Source organism: Nostoc sp. (assembly GCF_036917315.1).
Taxonomy (GTDB): domain Bacteria; phylum Cyanobacteriota; class Cyanobacteriia; order Cyanobacteriales; family Nostocaceae; genus Nostoc.
The window spans coordinates 545,384-570,736 of sequence record NZ_JBALDR010000013.1 but is presented as its reverse complement, the minus strand read 5'-3'; the positions used below and the strand labels follow the sequence as shown (position 1 = coordinate 570,736).

Annotated in this window: 19 protein-coding genes and 1 tRNA gene; 10 read left to right on the top strand and 10 right to left on the bottom strand. The window is 42.0% G+C overall.

The features are described 5' to 3' along the window. Positions 1 to 81: 81 nt before the first annotated feature. Positions 82 to 303 carry a ferredoxin-thioredoxin reductase variable chain gene (locus tag V7K84_RS08845; RefSeq protein WP_292778837.1) on the top strand — a complete coding sequence of 74 codons (222 nt, stop codon included), beginning with the start codon at positions 82 to 84 and terminating at the stop codon, positions 301 to 303. A 5-nt stretch (positions 304 to 308) separates the two neighbouring features. Here V7K84_RS08845 and V7K84_RS08840 read toward each other — a convergent pair whose 3' ends face one another. The 8 genes from V7K84_RS08840 to V7K84_RS08805 all read right to left on the bottom strand — a co-directional run bounded on the left by V7K84_RS08840 (position 309) and on the right by V7K84_RS08805 (position 7,348). Then, entirely contained in the window at positions 309 to 530 is a 222-nt protein-coding gene (locus V7K84_RS08840) for a hypothetical protein (protein ID WP_334837415.1), read from the bottom strand. Between the two features lie 8 nt (positions 531 to 538). Continuing rightward, on the bottom strand, positions 539 to 1,330 hold the full coding sequence (locus V7K84_RS08835; RefSeq protein ID WP_334837414.1) for a YdcF family protein: 792 nt from the start codon (positions 1,328 to 1,330) through the stop codon (positions 539 to 541). A gap of 140 nt (positions 1,331 to 1,470) precedes the next feature. After that, positions 1,471 to 1,977, bottom strand: a complete 507-nt coding sequence (locus V7K84_RS08830) for a hypothetical protein (protein WP_334837413.1) — start codon at positions 1,975 to 1,977, stop codon at positions 1,471 to 1,473. A 136-nt stretch (positions 1,978 to 2,113) separates the two neighbouring features. Further along, a complete protein-coding gene (locus V7K84_RS08825) occupies positions 2,114 to 3,643 on the bottom strand; it encodes a bifunctional aminoglycoside phosphotransferase/ATP-binding protein (RefSeq protein ID WP_334837412.1) in 1,530 nt (509 codons plus the stop codon). Positions 3,644 to 3,743: 100 nt separating this feature from the next. Continuing rightward, positions 3,744 to 4,349 carry a 50S ribosomal protein L25/general stress protein Ctc gene (locus V7K84_RS08820; RefSeq protein WP_334837411.1) on the bottom strand — a complete coding sequence of 202 codons (606 nt, stop codon included), beginning with the start codon at positions 4,347 to 4,349 and terminating at the stop codon, positions 3,744 to 3,746. Positions 4,350 to 4,440: 91 nt separating this feature from the next. Continuing rightward, complete coding sequence (locus V7K84_RS08815; protein ID WP_334837410.1) at positions 4,441 to 5,784, bottom strand: adenylosuccinate synthase; 1,344 nt, start codon at positions 5,782 to 5,784, stop codon at positions 4,441 to 4,443. Between the two features lie 317 nt (positions 5,785 to 6,101). Further along, positions 6,102 to 6,173 (bottom strand) — tRNA-Lys (locus tag V7K84_RS08810). 5 nt (positions 6,174 to 6,178) lie between these two features. Further along, a complete protein-coding gene (locus V7K84_RS08805) occupies positions 6,179 to 7,348 on the bottom strand; it encodes an SDR family NAD(P)-dependent oxidoreductase (RefSeq protein WP_334837409.1) in 1,170 nt (389 codons plus the stop codon). Positions 7,349 to 7,611: 263 nt separating this feature from the next. Here V7K84_RS08805 and V7K84_RS08800 point away from each other — a divergent pair, with 263 nt between their 5' ends. Both V7K84_RS08800 and V7K84_RS08795 read left to right on the top strand, forming a co-directional pair. Further along, complete coding sequence (locus V7K84_RS08800) at positions 7,612 to 9,813, top strand: PAS domain S-box protein (protein WP_334837408.1); 2,202 nt, start codon at positions 7,612 to 7,614, stop codon at positions 9,811 to 9,813. A gap of 60 nt (positions 9,814 to 9,873) precedes the next feature. Then, positions 9,874 to 10,713, top strand: a complete 840-nt coding sequence (locus V7K84_RS08795; protein WP_334837407.1) for a DUF928 domain-containing protein — start codon at positions 9,874 to 9,876, stop codon at positions 10,711 to 10,713. Between the two features lie 39 nt (positions 10,714 to 10,752). Here the strand turns inward: V7K84_RS08795 and V7K84_RS08790 are convergent, their stop codons facing one another. Further along, positions 10,753 to 13,377: a CHAT domain-containing protein gene (locus V7K84_RS08790; protein ID WP_334837406.1), complete on the bottom strand. Its 2,625-nt coding sequence runs from the start codon at positions 13,375 to 13,377 to the stop codon at positions 10,753 to 10,755. Then, positions 13,343 to 16,165 (bottom strand): S-layer family protein, encoded by a 2,823-nt coding sequence (locus V7K84_RS08785; protein ID WP_334837405.1) that lies wholly within the window; start codon positions 16,163 to 16,165, stop codon positions 13,343 to 13,345. The genes V7K84_RS08790 and V7K84_RS08785 overlap by 35 nt, the downstream gene beginning before the upstream one ends. A 727-nt stretch (positions 16,166 to 16,892) precedes the next feature. Here V7K84_RS08785 and V7K84_RS08780 point away from each other — a divergent pair. The 7 genes from V7K84_RS08780 to V7K84_RS08750 all read left to right on the top strand — a co-directional run bounded on the left by V7K84_RS08780 (position 16,893) and on the right by V7K84_RS08750 (position 25,229). Then, positions 16,893 to 17,252, top strand: coding sequence for a hypothetical protein (locus V7K84_RS08780; RefSeq protein ID WP_334837404.1), 360 nt, complete (start codon positions 16,893 to 16,895; stop codon positions 17,250 to 17,252). Between the two features lie 340 nt (positions 17,253 to 17,592). Continuing rightward, positions 17,593 to 17,964 carry a hypothetical protein gene (locus tag V7K84_RS08775; protein ID WP_334837403.1) on the top strand — a complete coding sequence of 124 codons (372 nt, stop codon included), beginning with the start codon at positions 17,593 to 17,595 and terminating at the stop codon, positions 17,962 to 17,964. Between the two features lie 360 nt (positions 17,965 to 18,324). Further along, a complete protein-coding gene (locus V7K84_RS08770; RefSeq protein WP_334837402.1) occupies positions 18,325 to 18,690 on the top strand; it encodes a hypothetical protein in 366 nt (121 codons plus the stop codon). A gap of 271 nt (positions 18,691 to 18,961) precedes the next feature. Next, positions 18,962 to 21,160, top strand: a complete 2,199-nt coding sequence (locus tag V7K84_RS08765) for a peptidase domain-containing ABC transporter (RefSeq protein ID WP_334837401.1) — start codon at positions 18,962 to 18,964, stop codon at positions 21,158 to 21,160. Positions 21,161 to 21,198: 38 nt separating this feature from the next. Continuing rightward, on the top strand, positions 21,199 to 22,701 hold the full coding sequence (locus V7K84_RS08760) for an HlyD family efflux transporter periplasmic adaptor subunit (RefSeq protein WP_334837400.1): 1,503 nt from the start codon (positions 21,199 to 21,201) through the stop codon (positions 22,699 to 22,701). A 73-nt stretch (positions 22,702 to 22,774) separates the two neighbouring features. Then, entirely contained in the window at positions 22,775 to 24,403 is a 1,629-nt protein-coding gene (locus tag V7K84_RS08755) for a sulfatase family protein (RefSeq protein WP_334837399.1), read from the top strand. Positions 24,404 to 24,677: 274 nt separating this feature from the next. Continuing rightward, on the top strand, positions 24,678 to 25,229 hold the full coding sequence (locus V7K84_RS08750) for a mannan-binding lectin (protein ID WP_334837398.1): 552 nt from the start codon (positions 24,678 to 24,680) through the stop codon (positions 25,227 to 25,229). Positions 25,230 to 25,353 lie beyond the last annotated feature (124 nt).

Here is a 25,353-nt window from a genome sequence, read left to right as displayed (position 1 = left end):
TAAATCAAATTCTAAGCGATTTAATCATATATTTTGTAGCAGATACTTGTGGAAAAGAAAATGCTAGGTGTAAATGTTGTTATGAAAGTTGGCGATCGCATCCGCGTTAAAGATTCGGTAGTGGTGTATCATCATCCTGAACATCGGAATCAGCCTTTTGACATCAAAGGTACAGAAGGCGATGTAGTAGCCATTGCCACCCAATGGCGAGACAGACCAGTAAGCGCTAATCTGCCGATTGTAGTCCAGTTTAGTAAAAAGTTTAAAGCCCACTTACGTGAAAATGAGTTAGAAGTCATCTAAAGGACTTATCTGCGGCGAAACCACTGAAAAATATTCAGTTCGCCGCGCATTCTTTTAAGGTCTTGGCGGTTTTGTTCTGCTGTTGTATAATACCAATCACAATAACGCTGAAACTCTGACCGTGACCGAACTTCGTGGTAAAACTGATGAGTTGTTTGGTAAGAGGCAAAAGCTTCCTCAACTTGGGGTTGAGCAACTGGAATAATATAAGGTAAATTTTTTGACATAAAGTTAATTAAAGCCAACCGCGTAAGCGATAAACGAAAGAACCAATATATTCTTTTAAAGCGGTGGTAAATTGGTGTAAGTTATCAGGATCGGGTAATAAATTCAGTATAGCGGCTTTGGGAGTACTACCGAGTTCTTGCAATTCACCCTCACTAACTAGAAAGTCAGTGGGTGCAGGAATAGCATTGATTCCTTGACGCTGGAAAATCTGAAGCGATCGCGGCATGTGCATTGCCGAAGTTACTAATAATACTTGATTTATCCCACGAGATAACAAGATTTTGCGGATATTTACAGCATTTTGATAAGTATTGAGTGAGTCAGGTTCTTGGACAATCGCCTCAGATGGAATACCAATAGATGTAAGTATTGTGGCCATATCTGCTGATTCTGGCGAACCACTTCCACGCCAATCAATGCGTCCGCCGCTCAGAATGATTATAGGCGCTTTTTTCTGGCGATAGAGTTGAGCGGCGTAGATGACGCGATCGCCTGCTTCACTTAAATCGACGGTAGGTCTGGGAGGAAAAGCTGATTTTGTTGCGCCACCCAAAACCACAATCGCTTCTGCATTAGATATTTGGGCGGGTGGAATATTTTGCCATTCTAGCGATTGCACTAATGATTTAGCGATCCAAGCATTGCTACAAAATAGCAATAAAGTTAGGGAAAAAGCAATTGCGATCGCAGCAGTCCGCGGTCGTCTCCACAAAGTCACTAATGCTACTACCAAGCTTACACAGGCTAATCCTAGTGGATAAAAAAATAATGGCAGTAATTTGGATAAATATAAAAACATATTATTAGGGCATGGGGCAGGGAAGCAAGGAGCAGGGGAGCAAGGGGAGCAGGGGAGCAGAGGAGAAGTAGCAGTAAGTCTTTCCCCTCTGCCCCTCTGCCCCTCCGCACCTCTGCTTCTTGTGCGCTATTCCCAAATTACTACCTTTCCCAAAACTTGAAATTGAAACTACTTCCAGGAGCGCGACGGTAACGGCGACCGGCTTTTCTGATTTGCCGTTTGTTGATCCTTTCATTCGTTGGTTCAACTTCAGTCTCTTCTGATTCTTCAACTTGCAACTGAGTTCTAGTTTCTTCCTTACTTCCCCACCAAGCAGTAATCCAGCCTCCAGCTAAAGCACCTAATCCACCTAGCAAGATACTCATGGGTGCTGGATAGCCTAAATATACAAAACCCAGCATGAAAAATAACCAGTATTTCAATCCTGTATCGACACCATCAGATGAGGCGACAGATGGAGCTTGGGGGCTATTATCGGTTAAATTTGTGATCCAGCTTAAGATGAAACCGCCCATGATTCCTAAAAAGATGCTTAGGGCCGGTGCGGAGCCGGTCATTATTAATATAAATGTTAAAAATGCCCCAAATAATAGTTGAGAAAAGAAGCTGGGAGAAATACTGAAAAAGTCGTTCTTTTTGTCTGCCATAAAATAAAAAACTTATTTCACTAATGACTAATTCGTAATTCGTAATTCGTAATTTTCAACTCAATTACGAATTACGACTTAAGAATTAGGTTGCCGAGCGTTCGCGTAGCGTCTCGTAGAGAAGCCGAGGTACGAATTATTTTAATTGTGCCTGTTGTGGTTGAGTTGTATCCCAAATCTTTACATAAGGTTGTTCCTCTTCAGTGAAAGGTTCAGCTTGTTTGATTTGTGAGGCTAATAAATCGGCGGTGGCATCAGCAATATCACCAGTGCGATTGTTCAAACGCTCCTTTAGAACTTCCAGGGGTGCTGTGCATTGGATAATCTGAAGAGGAAGTTGATGTTTTGTAGCTTGTGCGATCGCTTCTTGCCGCAATTGTTGTTTATCATACTTGGCATCCAAAATCACCGAAAAACCTTGTTTAGCCAGGATAATTCCCAATTCCAACAGCCGTGTGTAAGTTTTTTCGGTCATCTCCGGTGTATACAAATCATCGCCACCCCGTTCCCACAACGGAATTCCCCCTAAATGCTTCCGCACTGCATCAGAACGCAGGTGAATCGCTCCCTGTTTGCGGGCTAAAGACCTTGCTGTGGTACTTTTACCAGAACCCGACAACCCCGACATCAAAATTAGTTGTCCCAGCTTTGGTTTAGTATATTCCCAAGCCTGTTTGTAATAGTCAGTGGCGGTTTTTCTCGCTTCTTCCTTCACCGTCGCGGGTACACTCGAATCATCGAGCAAAAATGATGTCACCTTCGCCCGGACATAAGCCTGACGACTTAAATACAAAGGCAGAACCTGTAAACCTTCCCAGTCTCCAGTTTGCTCTATATAGGCATTCAAAAACGCATTACTCAAGTCTTTACGCTGCCGCGCTTCCAAATCCATCACCGTAAACGCCACATCGTACATCACATCGACAAAGCGAAACGACTCATTAAATTCAATGCAATCGAACAACAAGATTTTATCGTGCCACAGGGCAATATTTCTCAGGTGTAAGTCTCCGTGACATTCACGAATATAATCGTTGTGAATTCTGCTAGCAAATAATTCTGGACGTTTGGCAAAAAAGTTATCTGTATATTGCTTTGTTTCTGTAAATTGCTCTTGAGTCTGGGGGCCACCAATATACTTCTGAGTTTGCTGATAATTCTCATCAAATGCAGCCCGAACGTTTGGCATTTCACCAAAAGTGCGAATGTAATCATTCGTCTGTGCTTCGGCATGGTATTGAGCCACCACCCGTCCCAACTCATCTAGGCGTGTCTCATTTAACTTATCTTCTTCAAAAAGTCTACTTAATAGCGACTCTTGAGGAAACTGGCGCATTTTCAGCACATATTCTACAGCCTCGGTTGTTCCCGCTAACTGGTATTGTTCCCCTACCAAAGTTATGGGCAAAACTTCTAAATACAGTTCACCAGCACCGCGCTGATTTAGGCGTAACTCTTCCTGACAAAAATGCTGCCGCTTATCTAAGGTAGAAAAGTCCAAAAAGCCAAAATTCACAGGTTTTTTCAGCTTATAAGCGTAATCCCCAGTTAACAGCAGATAAGAAGCGTGGGTTTGAATTAGTTGAATAGGTTCTGTTACCGTATGGGGATAAAATCCAGGCTGCAACATTTGCTGAATTAAAGCTGGAAGAGTCGCTTCTGTCATCTCTGTCCTTTGCGCTCTCTGCGTCTTTGCGGTTTAAATACAAAAAAACCAGGAGTTACCCCCTGGATATCATCAAAAATTATTACACAGTTTACCTAGCTTAAGAAGCCGCTTCAGTTTCAGTTTCAGTCCCAGCATCTTCAGCGCTAATTTGTGGTGGCAAAACGCTCACAACAAGTCGCTCTGATTCAGCTAGAGGTGTAACACCTTCAGGAAAGGGTATATCACTAATACTCAAGCTGTCTCCAATTTGCAGGTTAGAGACATCGATTTCGATGACATCTGGGATGTTTTCTGGCGCACAACTAACTTGCAATTCAGTAATTACGGTGTCTAACACGCCACCCTCTTGTTTAACACCAACAGCAGTTCCCACAAAACGCAGACGTACTTCTACAGTGGTGTCACCGTGGCCAGCAACCGCGAAAAAGCTGAGGTGGTAAGGCGTACCTTTGGCTGGATGGATCTGAAGTTCCCGCAGCAAGGTTTTGCCGCGCCAAGGTGCATCAGCAACATTCAACTCAATCAAGGTATTGTTGACAGAAGCTCTTTTGAGCAAACGCTCAACAGTTTTAGCCTCAATGGTCAAAGAAATGGATTCTGTACCCTTATGACCATACAAATTGGCAGGTATCAATCCAGCACGGCGCAAAGCTCTTGGCTTGCTGCCTTCTGGACGTTTTTGAGATTCGACTGTAATAGCCATAAAAGTTGTCCTTTGTCAGTTGTCAGTTGTCCTTTGTCAGTTGTCATTAGTCATTTGCTAATGACCAATGACAAATGACTAATGACTAAATTTACGCACTAAGTAGGGTAGCAGGTGTACCGTCAGGGTGCAATAAAGCGCGTTTGGGACCGTGGATGGGGTCTTCTACGATTATGGTTTGATCGCGGCTCGCTCCTAATGAGACGATCGCGATCGGAACTTCCATCAATTCGGCTAAGAATTTGAGATAATCCAATGCTGCTTGTGGCAAGTCTTCTAGGGTGCGGCAGTGAGTTGTTGACACTTTCCACCCTGGCAAGGTTTTGTAGATGGGGCGACATCTAGCAAATTGACGAGAACTTGTGGGGAAGTGTTCGCTGCGTTGGCCATCTATGTCATAAGCGACACAAACTTGGATTGACTCTAATTCATCGAGAACATCCAGTTTGGTGAGCGCCATACAATCCATGCCGTTAATCCGCACGGCATAGCGACCGATGACAGCATCAAACCAGCCACAGCGCCGTTTGCGTCCGGTGGTTGTGCCAAATTCGGCTCCGCGATCGCACAGCAACTCTCCCAACTCTCCATCTAATTCCGTGGGAAATGGCCCCTCTCCGACACGGGTTGTATAGGCTTTTGACACCCCAATTACCCGGTCAATCATTGTCGGCCCTACCCCTGCACCAACGCAAGCCCCACCCGCCACCGGGTTAGAGGAAGTGACATAAGGATAAGTTCCATGATCTAAGTCTAGGAGCGTACCTTGTGCGCCTTCAAACAAAATATTGCGCCGTCGCTGAATTGCATCGTATATTTTTAACGATGTATCAATAACGTAAGGCCGCAAGCGTTCTGCATAACCCAAATACTGTTCAATCACCTCTTGTGGATCTAGAGGTGGCAAGTTGTAAAGCTTTTCTAAAATGACGTTTTTATAATTAATCGTCCACTCCAGCTGCTCGCGCAGCCCATCAGGGTTCATCAAGTCTAAAACCCGAATGCCTGTACGTTCAGATTTGTCAGCATAAGTCGGCCCAATGCCCCGACCTGTTGTGCCGATCTTATAGCTTCCCCGTCGTTCTTCAGATGCCTGATCGATCAATCGATGATAAGGCATCGTTACGTGGGCTGTCTCAGATATCAGCAGGTGGTCAGTGGAAATATTTAATTCTTTTAGTTGGTCGAGTTCTGCGATCAAAATCTGTGGATCGATCACTGTTCCACAGCCGATAATGCAATCGGTATTTGGATACAAAATCCCAGAGGGAATCAAGTGCAGTTTAAAGGTCTGACCTTTAACTACAATCGTGTGTCCAGCATTGACACCCCCTTGGTAACGCACCACAACATCTGCGGAACGGCTGAGTAAGTCAGTTATTTTACCTTTTCCTTCATCGCCCCATTGGGCACCTATGACAATGACGTTAGCCAAGAGCTTATATTAAGAAGTAAAGTTTCCACAAACTATAATTATTAACACATCGCGTGAATCATGTCAATAATCAAAATACCCCAATTTATCGGGGTACTTAGGGATATATATAACGTTTTGCTACCGATAAGAGGACTTTTCAAACATCCTTAAAGACATTCTCAAAAAACTTTGGTTGTCAATCGATCGGAATATCTTGAAGCGGATGGGTTTTGCGGGATCATACCAATTTTAAATTTTTGATTAGCAACGACGGGAATTGCACCCGTATCTCCTGGTGTGCTCCAAGGAATTCTAATGTTTGAACTACGTTGCTGGGGCAGCGAACCGAATCGAACGGCTGTCTTCCGCTTGAAGAGGCGGACGCTTTACCACTAAGCTACGCTGCCAGAAATTACCAATCTGTTTCTGTATAGTCTTTAAATAATTTAGCAAAAGGTGTTTTACCTTGGTTAATTCCTAGATAAATTGGGTCACAAATGCGTGCAGCCGCATCATTGATATCAAAGGGAGGATAAACGCCACGTTCTTGCATAGATTTTGCTTGATGATAGGGGTGTTGGAAGCTAATCCATCCAGGATCTACTGCATTCATAAAAATACGATGTTTGGCGTATTCTTTGGCACAGGTACGGGTCATTTGATTGAGAGCAGCCTTTGCCATATTGGTGTGGGGATGTCGCCAGGGTTTGTCAACATCGTTAAATCGCCCCTCCATTGAAGAAACATTAATAATGTATTTATTAGTTTCTTTGGAGTTGCTCATTAATTGCTTGAGTCTACTGTTAATGACAAATGGAGCGATCGCATTAATTATATGCACTTCCAATAATTCTAAAATACTGACTTCATCATCCTTCATCAGCCAGCTATTAAAGGGACGCAAGTCAAGTTGTTGTCCATCATCGCTATACCCTTCTAAAGGGAAAAAAGCTAAATTATCTACGCTGTCTTCGGGAATCAAAGGAATTTGCGAGAGGAAAGCAGAATTTTCGGTAAATGTGGCTTGTTCTTCTTCTGTACTACTTAATAGTGCCGGATTTTCAGCGTTCACCGCACGATCATGGCTTACTAACCCCTGTATTTCTGGCGGTAGTTCCCCGAAAGGTAGTGATTCAAACTCAATTAAATGACGATAAAACGCAGGCGGATGACGCACTGTTTGTGCTGCATTATTGATAATAATGTCGAGTCGCGGATAAAACTTGCAAACGTGTTGGGTAAATTGCTCAACACTGTGGAGATGGCGCAAATCGAGTCCGTAAATTTGCAAACGATGTTGCCATTCTAGAAAATCTGGCTCTGTTGCGTACCTTTTTGCCGCATCATGAGGAAAACGGCTTGTTGCTATCACAGTCGCACCATCTCGCAACAGTCTCAATGCTACCCCATGACCAATCTTTACCCTGGCTCCTGTGACAATGGCAGTTATACCCCGTAAATCAGCAGTTTGTTGACGCTTGCTGAAGTTAAGATTTCCACACTCAACACAGAGTACAGTGTAAAAACTATGACCCTGTAAAAAAGTTGTCTTGCAGACAATGCAACGTGGTGGTTTGGTCATTAGTTATTTTTGGTATTATTGCCTTGCATACCTGTAGCTCACCAGATTGGAAATGGCTATATTCTATCTAAACTGCATTGCCCACATTACTGTAAAAATGAATTTATATTAAAAACTAGCGGATTTATTTGTAACTATTATGTATAAATCATCAGCCCAAAAAATCCAGATATTTACAACTTTAAGAGATTGTATTTTGCTACCAGTGTTATCAAAATTCTTAAAAATTCTCAGTATTTGTTTTTAATAATTAATCTTAACTGATGAAAGGTATCTGCGGCATAAAGGGCGATCGCATGAGCAAAAAATGGTATCGAGTCCAAAAGCTGAAAGCAATATTCGTCCTAGCATTGACAGTTGTATTTACTAATGCTGTAGTTTCGTATAGCAACACTGTGAAGCTGATTCACAATCAGCAATGGCTAACATACTCCTATAAAGTTATTACCCAAATTGAAAGTATCCAATCTACACTCAAAGATACTGAAACTGCACAACGGAGTTATTTAATTACAGCAGATATGGCTGATTTACAAACTTATCTTGCAGCTGCTCAACAAACAAATAGCAATATTCAGACTCTCAAAAATTTAACAGCCAATAATCGGCAAAAGCAGCAGTGGATTGCTTTACTAGAGCCGAAAATTAACAACAGGCTCAACATTTTACAACAAGAAATTTACCTCAGAAAAAACCAGGGATTAGAAGCAGCTCGGCAGCAAATATTATCTAATAATGACAAACAAATTGGTAAAGAGATTCACCAACTGATTAACGACTCTTTGAAAGCCGAGAAAAATTTATTACAGCAGGAAATGCAGCAGTCACAAGCGAATTCCCAAAAGGCGATAGTGACATTTTTTATCGCTGCGATTGTGGATTTGGTGCTGGTGGCGTTGCTGTATGATTTGTTGTGGCGTTATATCAGGCAACTTCAGCAGACAGAACTGGCCCTACGCCAAAGCGAAAATCGTTTACGAGCCATGATAGATGCAGAACCAGAATGCATCCAGCTAATTGCCAGAGATGGCACCCTTTTAGAAATTAATGCAGAAGGGCTGGCAATGATGGAAGTGGAAAGTGCTGATATCTTGATTGGTAAACCAGTTGATGCTGTAGTTGCGCCAGAGTATAAAGCAGCCTTTGCCGACTTGCATGAAAGTGTCTGCCAAGGTAACAAGGGGACTTTGGAGTTTGAAATCGTGGGATTTAAAGGCACTCGCCGCTACATAGAAACTCATGCGGTACCACTACGTAACGAATCTGATGGCACGTTTATCCATTTGGCACTGACGCGAGATATAACCCAGCAAAAACAGGCAGAACAGAAAATTCGCGAACAAGGGTTGCTGTTGGATGTATCAACTGATGCAATTATGGTGCGAAATATCCACCATCAAATCTTATTTTGGAATAAAGGTGCTGAACGTCTGTATGGCTGGAAAGCTGAGGAAGTTGTGGGGAAGAATGTTTTACAACTTTTATATAAAGAGATTTCACCACAGCTAAAAGATGCTTACTTGAGGGTGATGAATACAGGTGAGTGGCGGGGTGAGTTGCATCAACTGACAAGGGAAGGCAAAGTAATTATCGTTGAAAGTCGGTGGACACTAATCCGAGATGATAATGAACAACCCAAATCTATTTTGAGTGTGAACACTGAGATTACGCAACAGAAACAACTAGAAGCTCAACTTCTGCGATCGCAACGTTTGGAGAGTATTGGCACTCTAGCTGGCGGTATCGCTCACGACCTCAACAACATACTATCGCCAATTTTAATGTCAGTTCAACTGTTGCAGAAGAAATTGCCCGATTCGCAGAGTCAGCAAATACTGCAAACTTTAGAAAATAATGTCAAACGCGGCGCTAATTTGCTTAAACAAGTGTTATCTTTTGCACGGGGTATTGAAAGCAAACGGACAATTGTAGAAATTCAGCCTTTGATGGCAGAGATTGAGCAAATTATCGCTCAAATATTCCCCAAATCCATTAGTTGCCAGATAGATATACCCAAAAATCTCTGGTACGTTCGTGGAGACATAACTCAACTACATCAGGTATTGATAAACTTGGTAATCAACGCCCGCGACGCTATGCCCAATGGCGGCATTTTAAGAATTGCGGCGGAAAATCTAGTGATTGGCGAACATTCTGCCCAGATAAATATAGATGCGAAAGTTGGTTCTTATATTGCGATCGTGGTGACGGATACTGGTATGGGGATGTCGTCAGAAGTCCAGCAACGGATTTTTGAACCATTTTTCACCACCAAAGAGGTAAGCAAAGGTACAGGTTTAGGACTTTCTACGGCGTTGGGTATTATTAAAAATCACGGTGGTTTTGTAAATGTTTATAGTCAAATAGGCAGAGGTACTCAATTTACAGTGTACTTGCCTACCTCAACATTTAGAGACACACATTCGCTGTCTCAACAATTGGAATCAGTTATAAAAGATAGCTAAATATACCTACAACCTTTATGATGACGATAGCAACAAGCAAAAATCGTATCTGTTAAGTCAATGAAATGGATCTTAACAACTGCTCTGATTTTGAGCAGCACTACCCAATATTCAGCACAAGTAATAGATCAAACTAAACAATCAGCTACTAATAAACAGCCTGCACAACCAGTTAAAACACCTGCTTCACCTCAACAACCTACTTCTCGACCAGTTTTTATTTTGCCAAAAGCACCTGCTCCATTAAGTCCTGTATCTGGGCGTAGAGCAGGAATGGGTAGTCGAGATAATTGCCCTGCGGTTTCAATCCCGCTCACTGCCTTAGTACCATTTCAAGAGGAACAAAAGGTTGGCAAACAGATAAACAAGTCAATTATTGGGACTGTAGAGGGACTAACCACTTTAGAACGGCCTACGTTTTGGTTTTACATCCCCTACACTCAAGATTTATCTAACTCAAGCGCTGAATTTAGTTTACAGGATAGTGCCGAAAATGATGTTTATAGAAATGCGATCGCCCTACCTTCAAAGCCAAGTATCATTGGTATTTCTCTCCCTAGTACTGCTTCATTAGAAGTAGATAAGACATATCGCTGGTATTTAAAAGTACGTTGTAACCAAGAGACAGCGAGCATTCCTGTATATGTAGAAGGCGACATTAAAAGAATTAATTTAGATTCTCGTGTTATCCAACAATTAGAAGCCGCAAATGAGCCTCGACAGAAGATTATAATCTATGCTGAAAAAGGGATTTGGTTTGACGCTTTAAATATGCTAGCCCAAATACGGATTTCTAATTCTAATGATGCATATATTGAAAAAGATTGGCAAAGTTTATTGCAATCCATAAATTTGGATAATATTGCTACGATGCCTCTAATGAAATTACCAAACCGCTAATAATTTCATATCCAGTAAAATATTTATAAGGCTAAATTTCTACAACCAATTACCAACTATAACGTATGGTGCCCAGTACATCGGACGGTTATATTCAGGAGCTTCAAGTAATTTTAATTGAGCAAAGCGTAAAGCTTCTGCTGTAGTTTTACCAGTCACTAACTGGTGGTAAAATTCCTCAATAAATAAAGCTGTTGAGTTATCGCCAATTTGCCATAGGGAGGCTAAAGTACTCCGCGCACCAGCACGCAAAGCAACTCCTGCTAATCCCAATGCAGCTCTGTTATCTCCTGCTGCTGTTTCGCAAGCACTCAAAACAAGTAATTCAACTGGTTCTGTTAGGTTTTGCTCTCTACTTTTCAGCAAACTATCTAATTCACTCACATTGATGCGTCCATCATTTGCTAAGATAAAAGTGTCTTTTGCTTTAGAGCTAAATTGCCCGTGAGTTGCCAAGTGAACAACTTTAAAAGGTTGAGCGTTGATAGTTTTTGCTAAAGTCGTACTGGTAAAATTTTTATCTAATAATGTAGTTGTCGATACGCCTGATTCCTGAATTAATTTCAGTTCAACCTTCACGTTAGGAAGTGGTGCAAACTTTTCATTTTTGGGTGGTTGCGATAGTCCTCCAGCAAGGGCATTTAATTTTTTCTGTCCTAGAGGTTTGGGAGTAAATAGTTGCAGTCCGGGGCTAATAACTACAGAGTATTTTTGGACTAAATACTCTCTGCCATCATATAATGCAGACATCGGTATATTTCGCAGCAACCCATCTGAAATAAAGACTAGAGTATTAACTTTACTATTTTTAAGGTCTGTTTCAACTGGTTTAATTAACCAGTTATAAAGTTGTTGAGAAACTGCTTTAAATTTCTGATTAGCATCGGGTTCGACTATTGTTTCTCGTATTTTTGTAATAACCTGCTCTACTTGCTGACGGTTGACTTTAGAAGTTTTATGCATCAATGTTTGATTGGGAAGCTTGATAATAATTTCTAAATAATTATCTAGAATAATCGGGTAGAAAATAGCAGTATTCGGGTTGTCGCGATCTACTACTTTGTCTAACACCACAAATTGGTTGCTCAAGCAAGCTTCTCGAAAAAAATTGTCGAGTTCTGCAAGTTGCAAGGCTTCCATTCGCTGTCGTGCCTTATCTAAATCTGGTTTTCCTTGTCCTTTCTCTTGTAAAATCAACTCTACAGACTGCCGATAAAGAGGTTCTATGCGATCGCGAAAATTGAACTGTACCTCTCGATTAATTCCAACTAAATCGCTGCGAAGAGACTGAAGAGTTGTTACAGCAGTATCATAAGCAGATATGGCGGCTGGGATATTTCCCTGTGCTTTGAGTAAGCGTCCTAACTGCCACTCAAGGCGATAAGCTATGTCTGAGGCATCAATTCTTTGTGCTAGAAACAACGCTTGCTGCGTCAAATTCTGTGCTTCTTGCAATTGTTGGTTATGCTCGTAAAGTTCTCCCAAGCTGCCCAGTGCATAGGATTGGGCCCGTTCATCGCCGATGATTTTGGCTTGTTGAACGCTAGTTGCCAGAATCTCTGCAATATCTTTTTTATTACCAATTGTGGCCAAAGTCTGAGCAAAATTGATCCGTGCATAAATACTAGCTTGATTGGTAGGCAGATTGGGGATTTGAGCTTGGATTGTGGGTATTAATAACTTTGCTTCCGTGATGCGTTCGTTTTCGACCAGCAAACTCAGCTGATTAATCAGAGCTTGAACCTTGGCCAGAGGGTTTGGTGCAATTTTGGCAGCATTTTCATAATGAGCGATCGCACCTTTAATATTACTTAACGACCTAGCAGTATTACCAAGGCTAAATTCCGTCAAACTGATTTCTAGAGGCAGTTGCAGACGTTGAGCGATTTCTAAGCTTTGTTGTAAGTTTTTCTGGGATGACTCTAGTTCGCCTAATTGTTGTAAGACATTGCCAAGCGATCGCAAAGCTGTTACTTTTACAAGTGAGTCAGGTTGGGAAATTAATTGTTGGGATACTTCATTCAATATATCTAAGCTACGGCGGTAAAAACCAGCAACTCGTAGGGCTTGTGCTTGGTTAATCTGGCTGCGCGTTACTCCAGCATTGTCACCTAATTTCTTCCAAATTTGCTCTGCTTCTTGTGATGTTTTCACAGATGCATCAGTTTGTCCCTGTGATAGTTGCAACTCGCCCTGAATATTTAGAGTTTGTGCAAGAATTTCTAACAATTCAGATTTTGGATTGTTGACATTTAACTTTTGATTTATCTCATCCCAGCCAAGTAAATTTAAGCTACTGTCAATAGTTGCATAAGCTTCTTTCCATGAGCCGAGTTGCTGGTATACAAGAGAGAGGTTTGTTAGCGCTGCGGCTTGTGCGAGGTTATTGCTTTCTCGTTTAGAGCTACGGACAGCTTGTTGTAAAATAATTACGGCTTCTGTAAAGCGTCCAGTTTGATAAAGTGCTTCTCCTTGTTCAAGAAGTGGCTGTGGTGTTGTGGCTGGGGGCTTATTGGTTTGGATGTGAAACCCGTTTGGTGAATTTGTCTGGATTTGTTTAGCAAATGTACTAGGGATAATAGTCAAGAAAACAGCAAGGGTAAATAGGAGTATGGGAGTTACCGCAAATCTAATTACTCGCTTTGGCAGCTGAAATTTTGCCATGTTTCACACCTCCCTGAGATACAGGACAGGAAGCAGGTGTTTGCCAAGGGCTGTGGGGGTTGAGTTGAGGAACTTGTGCTACTAATTCTATGTTTCCCTTGCGATCGCTTACCCAGCCAGAAGCTTCCACAATTGGAATTGTAGCAGCAATGGGAGTAGTTGAAACTGCTGTTGATTTTGGCACAGGCGTTGTGTTCGCCAAGTTTTCTGATTTTGGTCTTAATCTCACCCACGCAGACACAGTACTTGAATCTTGTAATGGTTCAGTGGGACTCATGGGTAGTCCGCCACGTCCTGTTGCCACAAAAGTATTCTGGAATTGCCGAGTTCCAGGCGTGCAGGCATTAGAAATTTGCCTAGAAGCATCAACTAGATTAATTGGGAGTTCGCCTAAACCGCGAGTGGGGTCAATATCAGGTGTAGTGATTTGCACATTACCGCTCAACTGGCGAGTTGCTCCTTTGGCGGTGATATCATTTGTGTTTGGGGAAGCTATATCCCGAAATTGAATTCCAAAGATACCTTTAGTATTGATTCTGATATTACCGCCACGAAAGTCATCAGAGTTGGCAGTGATATTGCTGTTTTCAAAGGCAGCAATAATATTGGTCTTGATGTTAATATCGCCACCGATGACATTTTCTCCTGTAGCGTTAGTCGTGATATTGCTGCCACGACCTAGTAATAATAAGTCTTTCACTTCTAGGGTGATAGTAGCCTGTGGTTGATTGGGATCGGTGTTGATGCTGCGCGTGTTAGCGTTGATGATGCCATTGTTATCCAAACGGATAGAGCGAGCATTAACAAATAAGTTGCCTGCAATTCCTGTTCCTAGACTTTGCACAAATACTCCCGCTTTATCTGTAACCAACAACTGTTGAGCATTAATCTTCAAATCTCCCGCCGCTCCGGTTGAGTTTTGTAAAGTACTGCTAAACAAGCCACTGCGAAAACGTCTTGTAGAACCTTCGGCAGAAGTACCAATCACTTGCACAGTATCAGCATTTACCGTCAAATTTCCCCCCTTGCCTGCACCTGCTGTGCCAGTACTCACTTGTGCCCCATCCCGTGCTGTTAAAATTTTAGTGTTAATCGTCAAATTTCCTGCATCCCCTGTTGAATCTGTATCACTATAGATAGCAGCAGGAAAGCCATTTAGTTGTACTATGTCAGCTTTAACACTCACATTTCCTCCTCTACCAGCACCTCTAGTGGCAGCACCTACTCCACCCTTTTGAAGGAGCAATTTTTGGGTAGTAATTGTTATGTCTCCTCCATTACTTGGACTTTTTCTACCAGCCCTTGCACCAGTAAAGATTAATGCTCCATCTTGCACCAGCAACTCATTGGAGTTAATCGTTATGTTACCCCCGTTTCCAGTTGCACCTCTATCAGAATTAGTAAACAAGCCGCCGGGAGAACCATCAACAGCATTGATACCAATAAGTTCTACAGTCTCAGCATTTACCCTCAAATTCCCGGACTTACCTGCACCAAACGTGCTAGTGCCAACTTGCGCTCCATCTCGTACTAGCAAGGTTTTTGTAGTAATTGTCAAATCTCCTCCATTTCCTGTTGTGCTTGGATCAGTTCCAGTAGCCACCTGACTGGAAGAACCATCAACAGTATTGCTACCAATAACTTCTACAGTCTCAGCATTTACCTTTAAATTCCCGGACTTACCTGCACCGAATGTACCAGTGCTAACCTGTGCCCCATCTCGGATTAGCAATTCTGGGGTATTAACAGTTAAATTCCCGCCATTGCCCACTGCTTGCGGTCGCACCCTATTGAAGACATTGCTCCCTTCCCCTACAACTTTTATTTTCCCTGTGGCATCGAGCGTAATGTCTCCCGCAACAGAATTAACTGACCCCAAACCTTGCCCTATACCAGCATGTAGTACGCTTTTGCCCGAAATTTCTAAATTCCGGGCGTTAACTGCAATACTCCCACCACCAGCAGCTTCTACATGTACACTAGATTTATTAGCTAAAAAAACATCCGCTCGCGGACTTTCAGCAGGAAAGCCCAAGCGAAAGTTGTTACCATCTATCCCAAGCGCTACAGTTCCGCTTGATGCCAATCCTCCCAACTCGACTTGACCACCATAAGCATTTAATTGACCACCATCCATGTTGACATTGCCGCCTACTAGCAGCAAACTTTGCCCATCTGGAACTCGTAAACCAAAAGCGTCCAAATTCGCTGGGTCTTTTCCTGCTGGCACAGTTGAACTATTTTGAATCGGTGCTGCTGCAATTTGATTAAATAATAAGGTATTTGGATTTACTGTTAACAAGGGTGAGGGTGCTTCTGGATTTGAGGCGCTGAAAAATCCCAAATTACCAAACCCGATGGCATTGGCTGTTGTGGCGACAAAGGAACCACCGATATTCAAACTGGCATTTTTACCAAAAATAATCCCATTAGGATTGAGCAGGAATAAGTTTGCTTTACCGTTAGCACGAATTAAGCCATCTATATTAGAAATTGACTTACCTGTTACTCGTGTCAGGATGTTCTGAATATCCAGTGAATTATTGAACAAAGCAGTACTGCCATTAAGAACAGAGAACTCCCCAAAGCTGTGGAACAGATTACCCCCTCTTATGGTTCCACCCTCAATAATGCTGGTATTACCTTCTAATCTGACATTGGAATTATTTGGCAGAGTGCCGTCTGGGGTGATTTGGGCAACTGAGATATTTGCATATAAGGTAACTGCACTGACAATGGCAACTCCTAGTAGACCTTGTAACCAGTTTGGCGCAGTTTTAAAAGACATTGCACTCTCTTATAGAAAAGGAAATTTAGGTTTTCAGCCTCAATCTTGAGTAGAAAGTGTTAGGACTAGCTCTTTCAAGGTAGCTAAAAACTTTAGTCAAGAAATTACTTTTTAAGCTCTTTACTCGGTGTTTTCTATGTCTATATAGTGAAATAAAATACTTATAAACTACAGAAGCACAGAGAGCGCTAAAGGAAAACAAGATATTTAACGAGTCACCTTGAAAGGGCTAGTCCTGTAAGTGTCAGGATAATGAACTTATGCATAACAGAGGATATTAGCAAATTGACACTGCTGAATCAAGTGAATAAACCAGAGCAGGGGTTTGAGCATTTGATAATTGAAGCGATTTTTTCATCAATATCCTTATCCAACAAGGGTTTCACAAATTACGTGCGTTTGCCCTAGTGAATAAACTTATCTCACTGCTACCAATTAACAATCAGAAGGTAAAGCTAAAAAACTTCTGATTCCTAGCCGTGAATAAAATTCTGTCACTGCTACCAATTAAGAATCAGAAGGCAAAGCTAAAAAACTTCTGATTCCCAACAGTGAATAAAATTCTGTCACTGCTACCAATTAAGAATCAGAAGGCAAAGCTAAAAAACTTCTGATTCCCAACAGTGAATAAAATCCTGTCACTGCTACCAATTAAGAATCAGAAGGTAAAGCCAAACTAGCGATTGCCTTCAGTTCAAGCTCAAATTTGAAATTTCGGAGAGAAACAATGTCTAACATCAACAACTACGGAGTAGATATGAATAACAAGCAAATCAAAAACCTCTACAGCATCGAAGCTGTACAAGACCTTTCCCATGAAGCCGCTGCCACTATTAGTGGTGGTGTCTTAGACCTTTCCGACAAGAGGGGTGGTGAAGGAAGGCGGGTAAATAATATCGCAAACACACAACGCAGTTTAGGCGGCTTTAACAATAAAGCATCTTGGTACGAGGTGACGGGTAATAAAGATTGGCTTGTCTACACTGGTGAGAATTTCACAGGTACTTTCAAACGTCTGAGAGCAGGTACAAAAGGTAACTTCACCGGTTCTTTTAACAACAACATCGCATCTGTCAAACCTGGATAATTAGCTCTGGTCTATTTCATACCGTGTACTCCAATCCTTCAAAACCTAAAAGAGAAAAAAATGCTCTCACATAGGCTTTTAGCTGAGTAACATTCTTCTCTTCCAGTTCGTAGGAGCGAGGTCGTTTTCGCTCCTACTTTTTCATTCATATCAAAATAGTATAAATAAACGTAAACGGTGTTAACAGTTATCAGTTATCAGTTATCAGAAGGCAAAGCTAAAAAACTTCTGATTCCCAACAGTGAATAAACTTATCTTACTGCTACCAATTAAGAATCAGAAGGAAGAAAACAAGCTTACCTTCAGTTCAAATCCCAGCCTAAAACTCAGGGGAAAAACAATGTCTAACATCAATAAGCACGGAGTAAATATGAACAACAAGCAAATCAAAGACCTCTACAGCATTGATGTGCAAGACCTTTCCCATGAAGCCGCTGCCACTATTAGTGGTGGTGCCTTAGACTTTTCCGACAAGAAGGATGGTAAAGGAGCGCGGCTAAATAATCTTAGAGGCAGTTTTAGGAGTTTAGGCAGCAGATTTAACAATAGAGCATCTTGGTACGAGGTGACGGGTAAAACAGATTGGATTGTCTACACTGGTGTGAATTTCACAGGTAGAATAAGGCGTCTGAAAGCAGGTACAAAAGGTAACTTAACTGATCCTTTTGACAACAACATCGCGTCTGCCATGCCCGTGCCTAGTCCTACTTAACAACGACATCGCGTCTGTCAAACCTGCATAATTAACTCTGGTCTATTTCATACCGTGTACTCGAATCCTTCAAAACCTCAAAGAGAAAAGAATGCTCTCACATAAGCTTTTAGCTGAGTAACATTCTTCTCTTCCAGTTTGTAGGGGTGAGGCCGTTTTTGCTCCTACTTTTTCATTCATATCAAGATAGCACAAATAAACGTAACCGGTGTTAACAGTTATCAGTTATCAGAAGAGCTAAAAAACCTCTGATTCCCAGCCGTGATTAAACTTATCTCACTGCTACCAATTAACAATCAGAAGGAAGAAAACAAGCTTACCTTCAGTTCAAACCCCAATCTAAAACTTAGGGGAAAAACAATGTCTAACATCAATAACCACAGAAACCACAGAGTAGATATGAACAACAAGCAAATCAAAGACCTCTACAGCATCGAAGCTGTGCAAGACCTTTCCCATAAAACCGCTGCCACTATTAGTGGTGGTAGTCAATTATTCTTAGGGGAGAGGGATGGGAGGGGGACGACGCTCAGAAATGCACAACGCAGCTTAGGCCCCTATAACAATAAATCATCTGTGTACAAGGTGGTTGGTAGTGGAGATTGGATTGTCTACAGTGGTAAGAATTTCAGAGGTCAATCAAGGCGTCTGGAATCAAATTCATCAGGTAGTTTAGGGGCTCGTTTGTCCTACGACATCGAGTCTGCCAGACCTGTGAGAAACTGAGTCTGTTAAACCTGGATAATCAGCTCTGGTCTATTTCATACCGTGTACTCGAATCCTTCAAAACCTCAAAGAGAAAAGAATGCTCTCACATAAGCTTTTAGCTGAGTAACATTCTTCTCTTGCAGTTCGTAGGGGCGAGGTCGTTTTCGCTCCTACTTTTTCATTCATATCAAAATAGCACAAATAAACGTAAACGGTGTTAACAGTTATTAGGTAGGAAACGGACTCGTCTACCCCTTGTTAACTGCGGCTGTTACTGATTTTTTAAACAATGAAATACTACAGTATATTGCAACACAGTGAAGAAGATTGTGGTGCAGCAAGCCTAGCCACGATCGCCAAATACTATGGACGCACCTTTGCCCTCAATCGCGTGCGAGAAGCAGTGGGCACGGGAACGCGAGGAACTACACTATTAGGTTTAAGGCGGGGAGCAGAAACTCTGGGATTCAATGCCCGTCAAGTTCAAGCTACCCCAGAACTGCTTGAGAAATTAAATGAAGTTCCTTTGCCTGCCATCATTCACTGGAAAGGCTACCACTGGGTAGTATTGTACGGGAAAAAGGGGAAAAAATATGTCGTCTCTGACCCTGCCTTCGGCATCTTGTACCTCACCTCCCAGGAGCTAATCGCGGGTTGGAGTGATGGTGTGATGCTGCTGCTGATGCCAGATGATAGCCGCTTCTATGAGCAAGGGGAAGATAAAATTGGCGGCTTTGGGCGCTTTATTGCCCGCGTCTTGCCATATCGCAATCTTTTGGTTCAGGCGATCGCCATCAACTTCGCGATCGGGCTGTTGTCCCTGGCTTCCCCTTTAATGATGCAACTCCTCACTGATGATGTGCTAGTGCGGGGAGACACCCAACTTCTCACAACGGTGGCAATTGGCGTCATTGCCATGAACCTAATTCAAAGTGCCATTGGTTTGGTACAATCTCACCTGATTGGTCATTTTGCTCAACGGTTGCAATACGGACTAATTCTAGAATACGGCCGAAAACTGTTGCGCTTACCCCTATCATATTTTGAAGCCCGTCGCAGTGGGGAAGTCGTTAGCCGGATTGCAGATGTTCATACCATCAATAATCTGGTTTCCGAAATTGTCCTTGGTTTACCCAGTCAATTTTTTGTGGCTCTGGTTTCCTTGGGTTTCATGCTCTTCTATAGTTGGCAACTGACTCTAGCTTCCCTCGCCGCCTTTGTTATTGTCACTCTTGTAAACCTGCTTTTTCTTCCCGCCTTGCGCCAAAAAACCCGCAGCCTGATCGTTAAAGGTACGGAAAATCAAGGCTTTTTAGTCGAAACCTTTCGCGGTGTTCAAGTCCTGAAAACCACCCAAGCTACAGAGCAAGCTTGGCAAGAATATCAGACAAATTTTGGTCGCCTTGCTAACTTAGACTGGACTACGATGAAGTTGGAGCTTTATAGCGGCACAGTCACTAGTATTCTTTCCAAATTGACGAGTATTAGCATACTCTGGTTAGGTTCTAGCTTGGTGATTAATCAGACATTATCCATCGGTCAACTGCTGGCGTACAGTGGTATGAGTGGCAGCTTTCTTGGCTTTTTAGAGTCAGCAGTCGGGCTAATTGATGAATTTATCACTGCTCAAATTGTCGTTCAACGCTTGACAGAAGTGATAGATTCTACCCCAGAAGATGAAAATGACTTTAAAAAACCTTGGGCAGAAATTCCTGGCAATGCAGATATTAGTTGTTCTCAAGTTAACTTTCACCATACTGGTAGAACTGACCTGTTAGAAAACTTTTCTTTAACTATTCCTGGTGGTAAAGTAATAGCCTTAATCGGTCAATCTGGCTGTGGTAAAAGCTCTCTTGGCAAATTAATTACTGGTTTATATCAAGTCAAATCTGGTAACATTCGTTATGGCATATACAACCAGCAAGATTTATCTTTAGAATGTTTGCGGCAGCAAGTCGTATTAGTTCCTCAAGAACCTCATTTTTGGAGTCGTTCGATTGTGGAAAATTTTCGCTTCAGTTATCCCAACATTAGTTTTGAAGAGATAGTCCTTGCTTGCCAAATTGCTGGTGCAGATGAATTTATTAGCAAATTACCCGATAAATATCAAACTGTTTTAGGCGAATTTGGTGCAAATATTTCTGGCGGGCAAAGGCAGAGATTAGCTATAGCTAGAGCAATTGTGATTGACCCACCTGTATTAATTCTAGATGAATCTACAGGCGCTCTTGACCCAGTAAGTGAAACCCAAGTTTTGGATAGATTACTTAATCAGCGTCAAGGTAAAACTACAATTATGATTAGCCATCGTCCTCAAGTTATCAAACGGGCTGATTGGATTGTATTGCTTGAAGATGGGCGCTTAAAAATTCAAGGGACTCCAGAAGAATTACGTCATATCCCTGGAGAACATTTAAGCTTTCTTGATGAAATTTATTCTTCTAATAATAGTAATGGGTTGAAATCTTCTTTGGTTCTTCGGAATTAGTTAATGGTTATTAGACATTTTAGAGATATTTATAAATTATGGTTAGTAAGTCTCAAACAAATTTTTTACCCTTAGTTCAAGACAATGAGTTTCTCCCACCAATTAGTCGTTGGACTACATTTGGCGGATTATTTATCGTGTTTGCCTTGTCGTTAGCTGTTCCTGTGGCTGCGGTTGCTAAATATAAAGTTACGGTGATTGGACAAGCGGTTGTGCGTCCTGCTGGTGAATTGCCAATTGTCCAGGCGGCGACAGAAGGACAGGTAATGCAGATTTACGTCAAAGAAAATCAAACACTGCAAAAAGGAGATAAAATTGCCACTATTGATGACTCTCGACTGCAAACCAAAAAAAACCAGCTGCAAACCAATATTCAACAAGCTAGGTTACAACTAATTCAAACTGTTCCGCAAATAAATGCAATAGATAGTCAAATTCGAGCTGAAAGCGATCGCACCAATCGGACTATCGCTTCTGCTAAAGCGGAATTGCAGGGACGCGATCGCGATCATCAAGATAAAAAAATTGCCAGTATCACTGAACTTCAAGAAGCATCAGCCAATATCAAAATGGCTCAAGAAGAATTATATGCAGGGCAAGCACAGTTACAATCAGCACTAGCTAATCTCCACGCAACTGAGGCGGCTTTAGGAGCAGCGACATCAAAGCAGAATCGATATGAAAGTGCCACTAAACAAGGGGCATTATCCCGCGATCAATTAGAAGAAGTACAGCTGGCTGTCAAACAGCAACAACAAGCTGTACAGGCGCAAAAAGCAACTTATAAAGCCCAAGAAAAAACAAATGAGCGGTTAAAACAAGCAGTTTTAGGGGCTATTGCTAAACGCGATCGCGCTCAAGCAGCTCTCAATCCCAGCAATGCAGAGGTAGCAATGGCGACTGAACGTATTGCTCAAGAAAAAGCTTCTGGGGAAGTGAATAAAGCCTCCTTAGAAAGAGAACTTCAAGTTCTTCTCAAACAGAAAATTGAAACGGAAAAACAATTAGAGCGCGATACTAGCGAACTCAAGCAAGCTGAAATTGACCTCAAGCAAACTACTATTACCGCTACAGCAGACGGGATTATTTCCAAGCTCAATTTGAGAAACCCCGGTCAAACTCTGCGGGCTGGGGAGGAAGTTGTCCAAATTGTTCCTAGTCATGCACCTTTAGTTATCAAAGCAGCTGTCGGTTCTGAGGAAAAAGGTAAGATAAAAGTCGGTCAAAAGGTGCAAATGCGAGTTAGTGCTTGTCCTTATCCTGATTATGGTACTCTCAATGGCGTTGTCAAAGCGATTTCCCCGGATGCTGTTAGGTCGCAAAAAAACGATGCTGATGCTGATACGAACTCTATCCCAAAAGCAACTGCTGTAGGTGCTTTTTACGAAGTCACAATTGAACCAGAGAAACTTGCTTTAGGTCGCAGTACAAAGAAATGTCAAATTCAATTGGGTATGGATGGCAGGGTTGATATTATTACCCGCGAAGAAACTGTACTGCAATTTGTGCTCCGCAAGGCAAGATTAATCACCGATTTGTGATCATGCCTCGAAGGGGAGAGATGCCCAAAGCCAAAAAATGAAACTATGACATTGTAAATCAAGAGGTCATTTGATGAAAATATTCAATTTGAGAACAAAGTTCTTTGCTTTAATAATGATCGGTGTTTTGGTAGTCAATGTGCTCTTATTAGCACCACAAAAAGCTTTCACCGAGACAAGTAAACCCAATATCCTTTTCGTCCTAGTGGATGACATGGACGCTGACACAATTAACAGAAATCCAAAGAAGTATGCACCAAATATTAAGTCGCTTTTGCTCGACCAGGGCATAACTTTTCCTAACTTTTTTGTCAACGTGTCTCTATGCTGCCCATCGCGCACGAATATTCTGCGCGGTCAATATGCACACAATACAGGGGTTTTGACCAATTCATCACCTGATGGAGGTTTCCAGAAAGCTTATAGCCAGGGCTTAGAAAAACAGACGATCGCCACCTCGTTACAGGCAAATGGTTATCAGACAGCGTTGATTGGCAAGTACCTTAACGGCTACCCCGACACAGCCCCTAATGATACCTACATCCCGCCTGGTTGGACAGAGTGGTATAGCCCGATGGAAAAAGGCAAGAACAGAAACGACCAAAAAAAATATGGCAATCCTTACAATCAGAAAAACTATACACTGAACAAGAATGGCAAGCTAGTCAAGTACGGAAACAAGCCCAAAGACTACGGTACAGATGTTTATAGGGACTTTGCCATTGATTTCATCCAACGTTCTGCCAAAGACGGCAAACCATTTTTCGTTTATCTAGCTCCTTTCAACATTCACGGACCATATACGCCAGCACCACGCCATGAGAAACTCTTCCCAGATGCTAAAGCGCCCCGCCCAGACAATTTTAACGAAGCTGATGTTAGTACTAAGCCTCAATTTATGAAAGAGTTGCATCAACTCAATCAAAAAGAAATTGACGATGTTGATGAAAATTATCGAAAGCGCTTGCGATCGCTACAGTCGGTTGACGAGGCAATTGACAAGTTGGTTGATACACTCAAGGCGAATGGGCAACTTGACAATACTTACATCATTTTCACCTCCGATAACGGTTACAAACAGGGTATTCACCGGGCAAGTACAGGCAAAGAAAGTGCCTACGAGGAAGATATTCGCTTGAATCTGGTAGTGCGTGGACCGGGAATTCCAGCTGGCAAGGAACTGCAAGAGCAAGTGGGTAATATCGACTTTTTCCCAACCTTTACTGATATGGCTGGAGTTAAACCACCCGCTTTTGTTGACGGACGCTCGTTCTTACCCTTGTTAAAGGGTACGACGCCAAATCTCCCTAAGTGGCGCTCTGCATTTTTGATAGAACACAAACAAAATCATAAGCGACGTGCTGCACTTGAGAATCAAACAAAGCTTCTTCAGGATCAGTCAGAGCTTGAGGATCAGTTAGAGCTTGAGGATCTGTCAGAGCTTCAATCGCTCAAAAAAGGAGGCCAGGTACCGAAAATCCCTACTTACCAAGCGATCCGGACACAAGATTATACCTATGTCGAGTATAAAACTGGAGCGAAGGAACTGTACAACATCAAAAAAGACCCATATCAGTTGAACAACCTGGCTTCTACAGCCGATCCAACTCTACTCAAACAGCTTGCTAACCGATTGAGTAAACTGCGTACTTGTCAAGCCGATTCCTGTCGGGCAATTGAGGAGGAGCCGTTCACTTCCTAAGAAGGTTCTACCAGAATACTATTGTCCAGATAAAGTTTTGCTTATAGGACTTACGCAACTGGCACATTTTTTCTCAACTGGCACATCAGCAGCTTTTTTGTTTGATGGTTATCTAATAAGCCATACAAGTTCAAATACATGTTTTTGCCTATGTGACACTTGCGTAAGTCTTGGCTTATTGAGATTCGTTTTGCAGTTTGCGTTGGTATGCGATCGCTAATTTAATTATGTCTCCAAATCTACTGTCAAATCAAGTTAAGGAAGGGAAACTTAGATGTTAAATTTTCTAAAAGTTCTAAAAGGGGTTGTAAGTTACTTTTCGTTAAAAGTCCAAACTTCTAAAAAATTTAGGAAGAGACTCCTACTGCCTTTTTGTTCACTTCTTGTTTGCTATTTTGTTCTTGTCGGGGTTTCTGGCAAAACCTTTGCGATCGATTTTCCGGCAGGCCGAATTTTAAGTAACAATGACGCAGGACACACATGTCCCGCAGTTTGTAGGAATCATAATTACCACTGGCATGGTCAGTGGAAGACAATACTCCATCGAGGGTCAGTTTGTGGATGTGGTTGGGATTTAGACAAGAAGGGGGCAATATTTAATGATCTTAACAAGGCAGAACAGGATAAATTTGACAGATTTCAGAATGCAATTAAGAACAGGGGGCTATCCGCGAGAGACGCAGCGCTTGAAATTGGGGATTCAAATTACAAGAAACTGCAAGGAAATCAATATCAAATTCGCTTAAGTCAAAGTAACCGGGTTACATTTTTGGTCGAAAACGATACGCATATAGTTAAAATCAAAATAGTCGGCGGTCATACATAGTTGTAGTGACCTGCAATAAGCTAAAAACATCTAACTTGCATAATCGAGTTAAGTATAACTCTTGTGGGGTGGGCATCCTGCCTGCCCAGTATATGCAATTTAAATGTGGAGCAGCTTATTAATC

Excerpts from the sequence above, each read along its gene's own strand:
- V7K84_RS08845 (WP_292778837.1), top strand. The coding sequence starts at position 82 with ATGAAAGTTGGCGATCGCATCCGCGTTAAAGATTCGGTAGTGGTGTAT.
- V7K84_RS08840 (WP_334837415.1), bottom strand. The coding sequence starts at position 530 with ATGTCAAAAAATTTACCTTATATTATTCCAGTTGCTCAACCCCAAGTT.
- V7K84_RS08835 (WP_334837414.1), bottom strand. The coding sequence starts at position 1,330 with ATGTTTTTATATTTATCCAAATTACTGCCATTATTTTTTTATCCACTA.
- V7K84_RS08830 (WP_334837413.1), bottom strand. The coding sequence starts at position 1,977 with ATGGCAGACAAAAAGAACGACTTTTTCAGTATTTCTCCCAGCTTCTTT.
- V7K84_RS08825 (WP_334837412.1), bottom strand. The coding sequence starts at position 3,643 with ATGACAGAAGCGACTCTTCCAGCTTTAATTCAGCAAATGTTGCAGCCT.
- V7K84_RS08820 (WP_334837411.1), bottom strand. The coding sequence starts at position 4,349 with ATGGCTATTACAGTCGAATCTCAAAAACGTCCAGAAGGCAGCAAGCCA.
- V7K84_RS08805 (WP_334837409.1), bottom strand. The coding sequence starts at position 7,348 with ATGACCAAACCACCACGTTGCATTGTCTGCAAGACAACTTTTTTACAG.
- V7K84_RS08800 (WP_334837408.1), top strand. The coding sequence starts at position 7,612 with ATGAAAGGTATCTGCGGCATAAAGGGCGATCGCATGAGCAAAAAATGG.
- V7K84_RS08795 (WP_334837407.1), top strand. The coding sequence starts at position 9,874 with ATGAAATGGATCTTAACAACTGCTCTGATTTTGAGCAGCACTACCCAA.
- V7K84_RS08790 (WP_334837406.1), bottom strand. The coding sequence starts at position 13,377 with ATGGCAAAATTTCAGCTGCCAAAGCGAGTAATTAGATTTGCGGTAACT.
- V7K84_RS08785 (WP_334837405.1), bottom strand. The coding sequence starts at position 16,165 with ATGTCTTTTAAAACTGCGCCAAACTGGTTACAAGGTCTACTAGGAGTT.
- V7K84_RS08780 (WP_334837404.1), top strand. The coding sequence starts at position 16,893 with ATGTCTAACATCAACAACTACGGAGTAGATATGAATAACAAGCAAATC.
- V7K84_RS08775 (WP_334837403.1), top strand. The coding sequence starts at position 17,593 with ATGTCTAACATCAATAAGCACGGAGTAAATATGAACAACAAGCAAATC.
- V7K84_RS08770 (WP_334837402.1), top strand. The coding sequence starts at position 18,325 with ATGTCTAACATCAATAACCACAGAAACCACAGAGTAGATATGAACAAC.
- V7K84_RS08765 (WP_334837401.1), top strand. The coding sequence starts at position 18,962 with ATGAAATACTACAGTATATTGCAACACAGTGAAGAAGATTGTGGTGCA.
- V7K84_RS08760 (WP_334837400.1), top strand. The coding sequence starts at position 21,199 with ATGGTTAGTAAGTCTCAAACAAATTTTTTACCCTTAGTTCAAGACAAT.
- V7K84_RS08755 (WP_334837399.1), top strand. The coding sequence starts at position 22,775 with ATGAAAATATTCAATTTGAGAACAAAGTTCTTTGCTTTAATAATGATC.
- V7K84_RS08750 (WP_334837398.1), top strand. The coding sequence starts at position 24,678 with ATGTTAAATTTTCTAAAAGTTCTAAAAGGGGTTGTAAGTTACTTTTCG.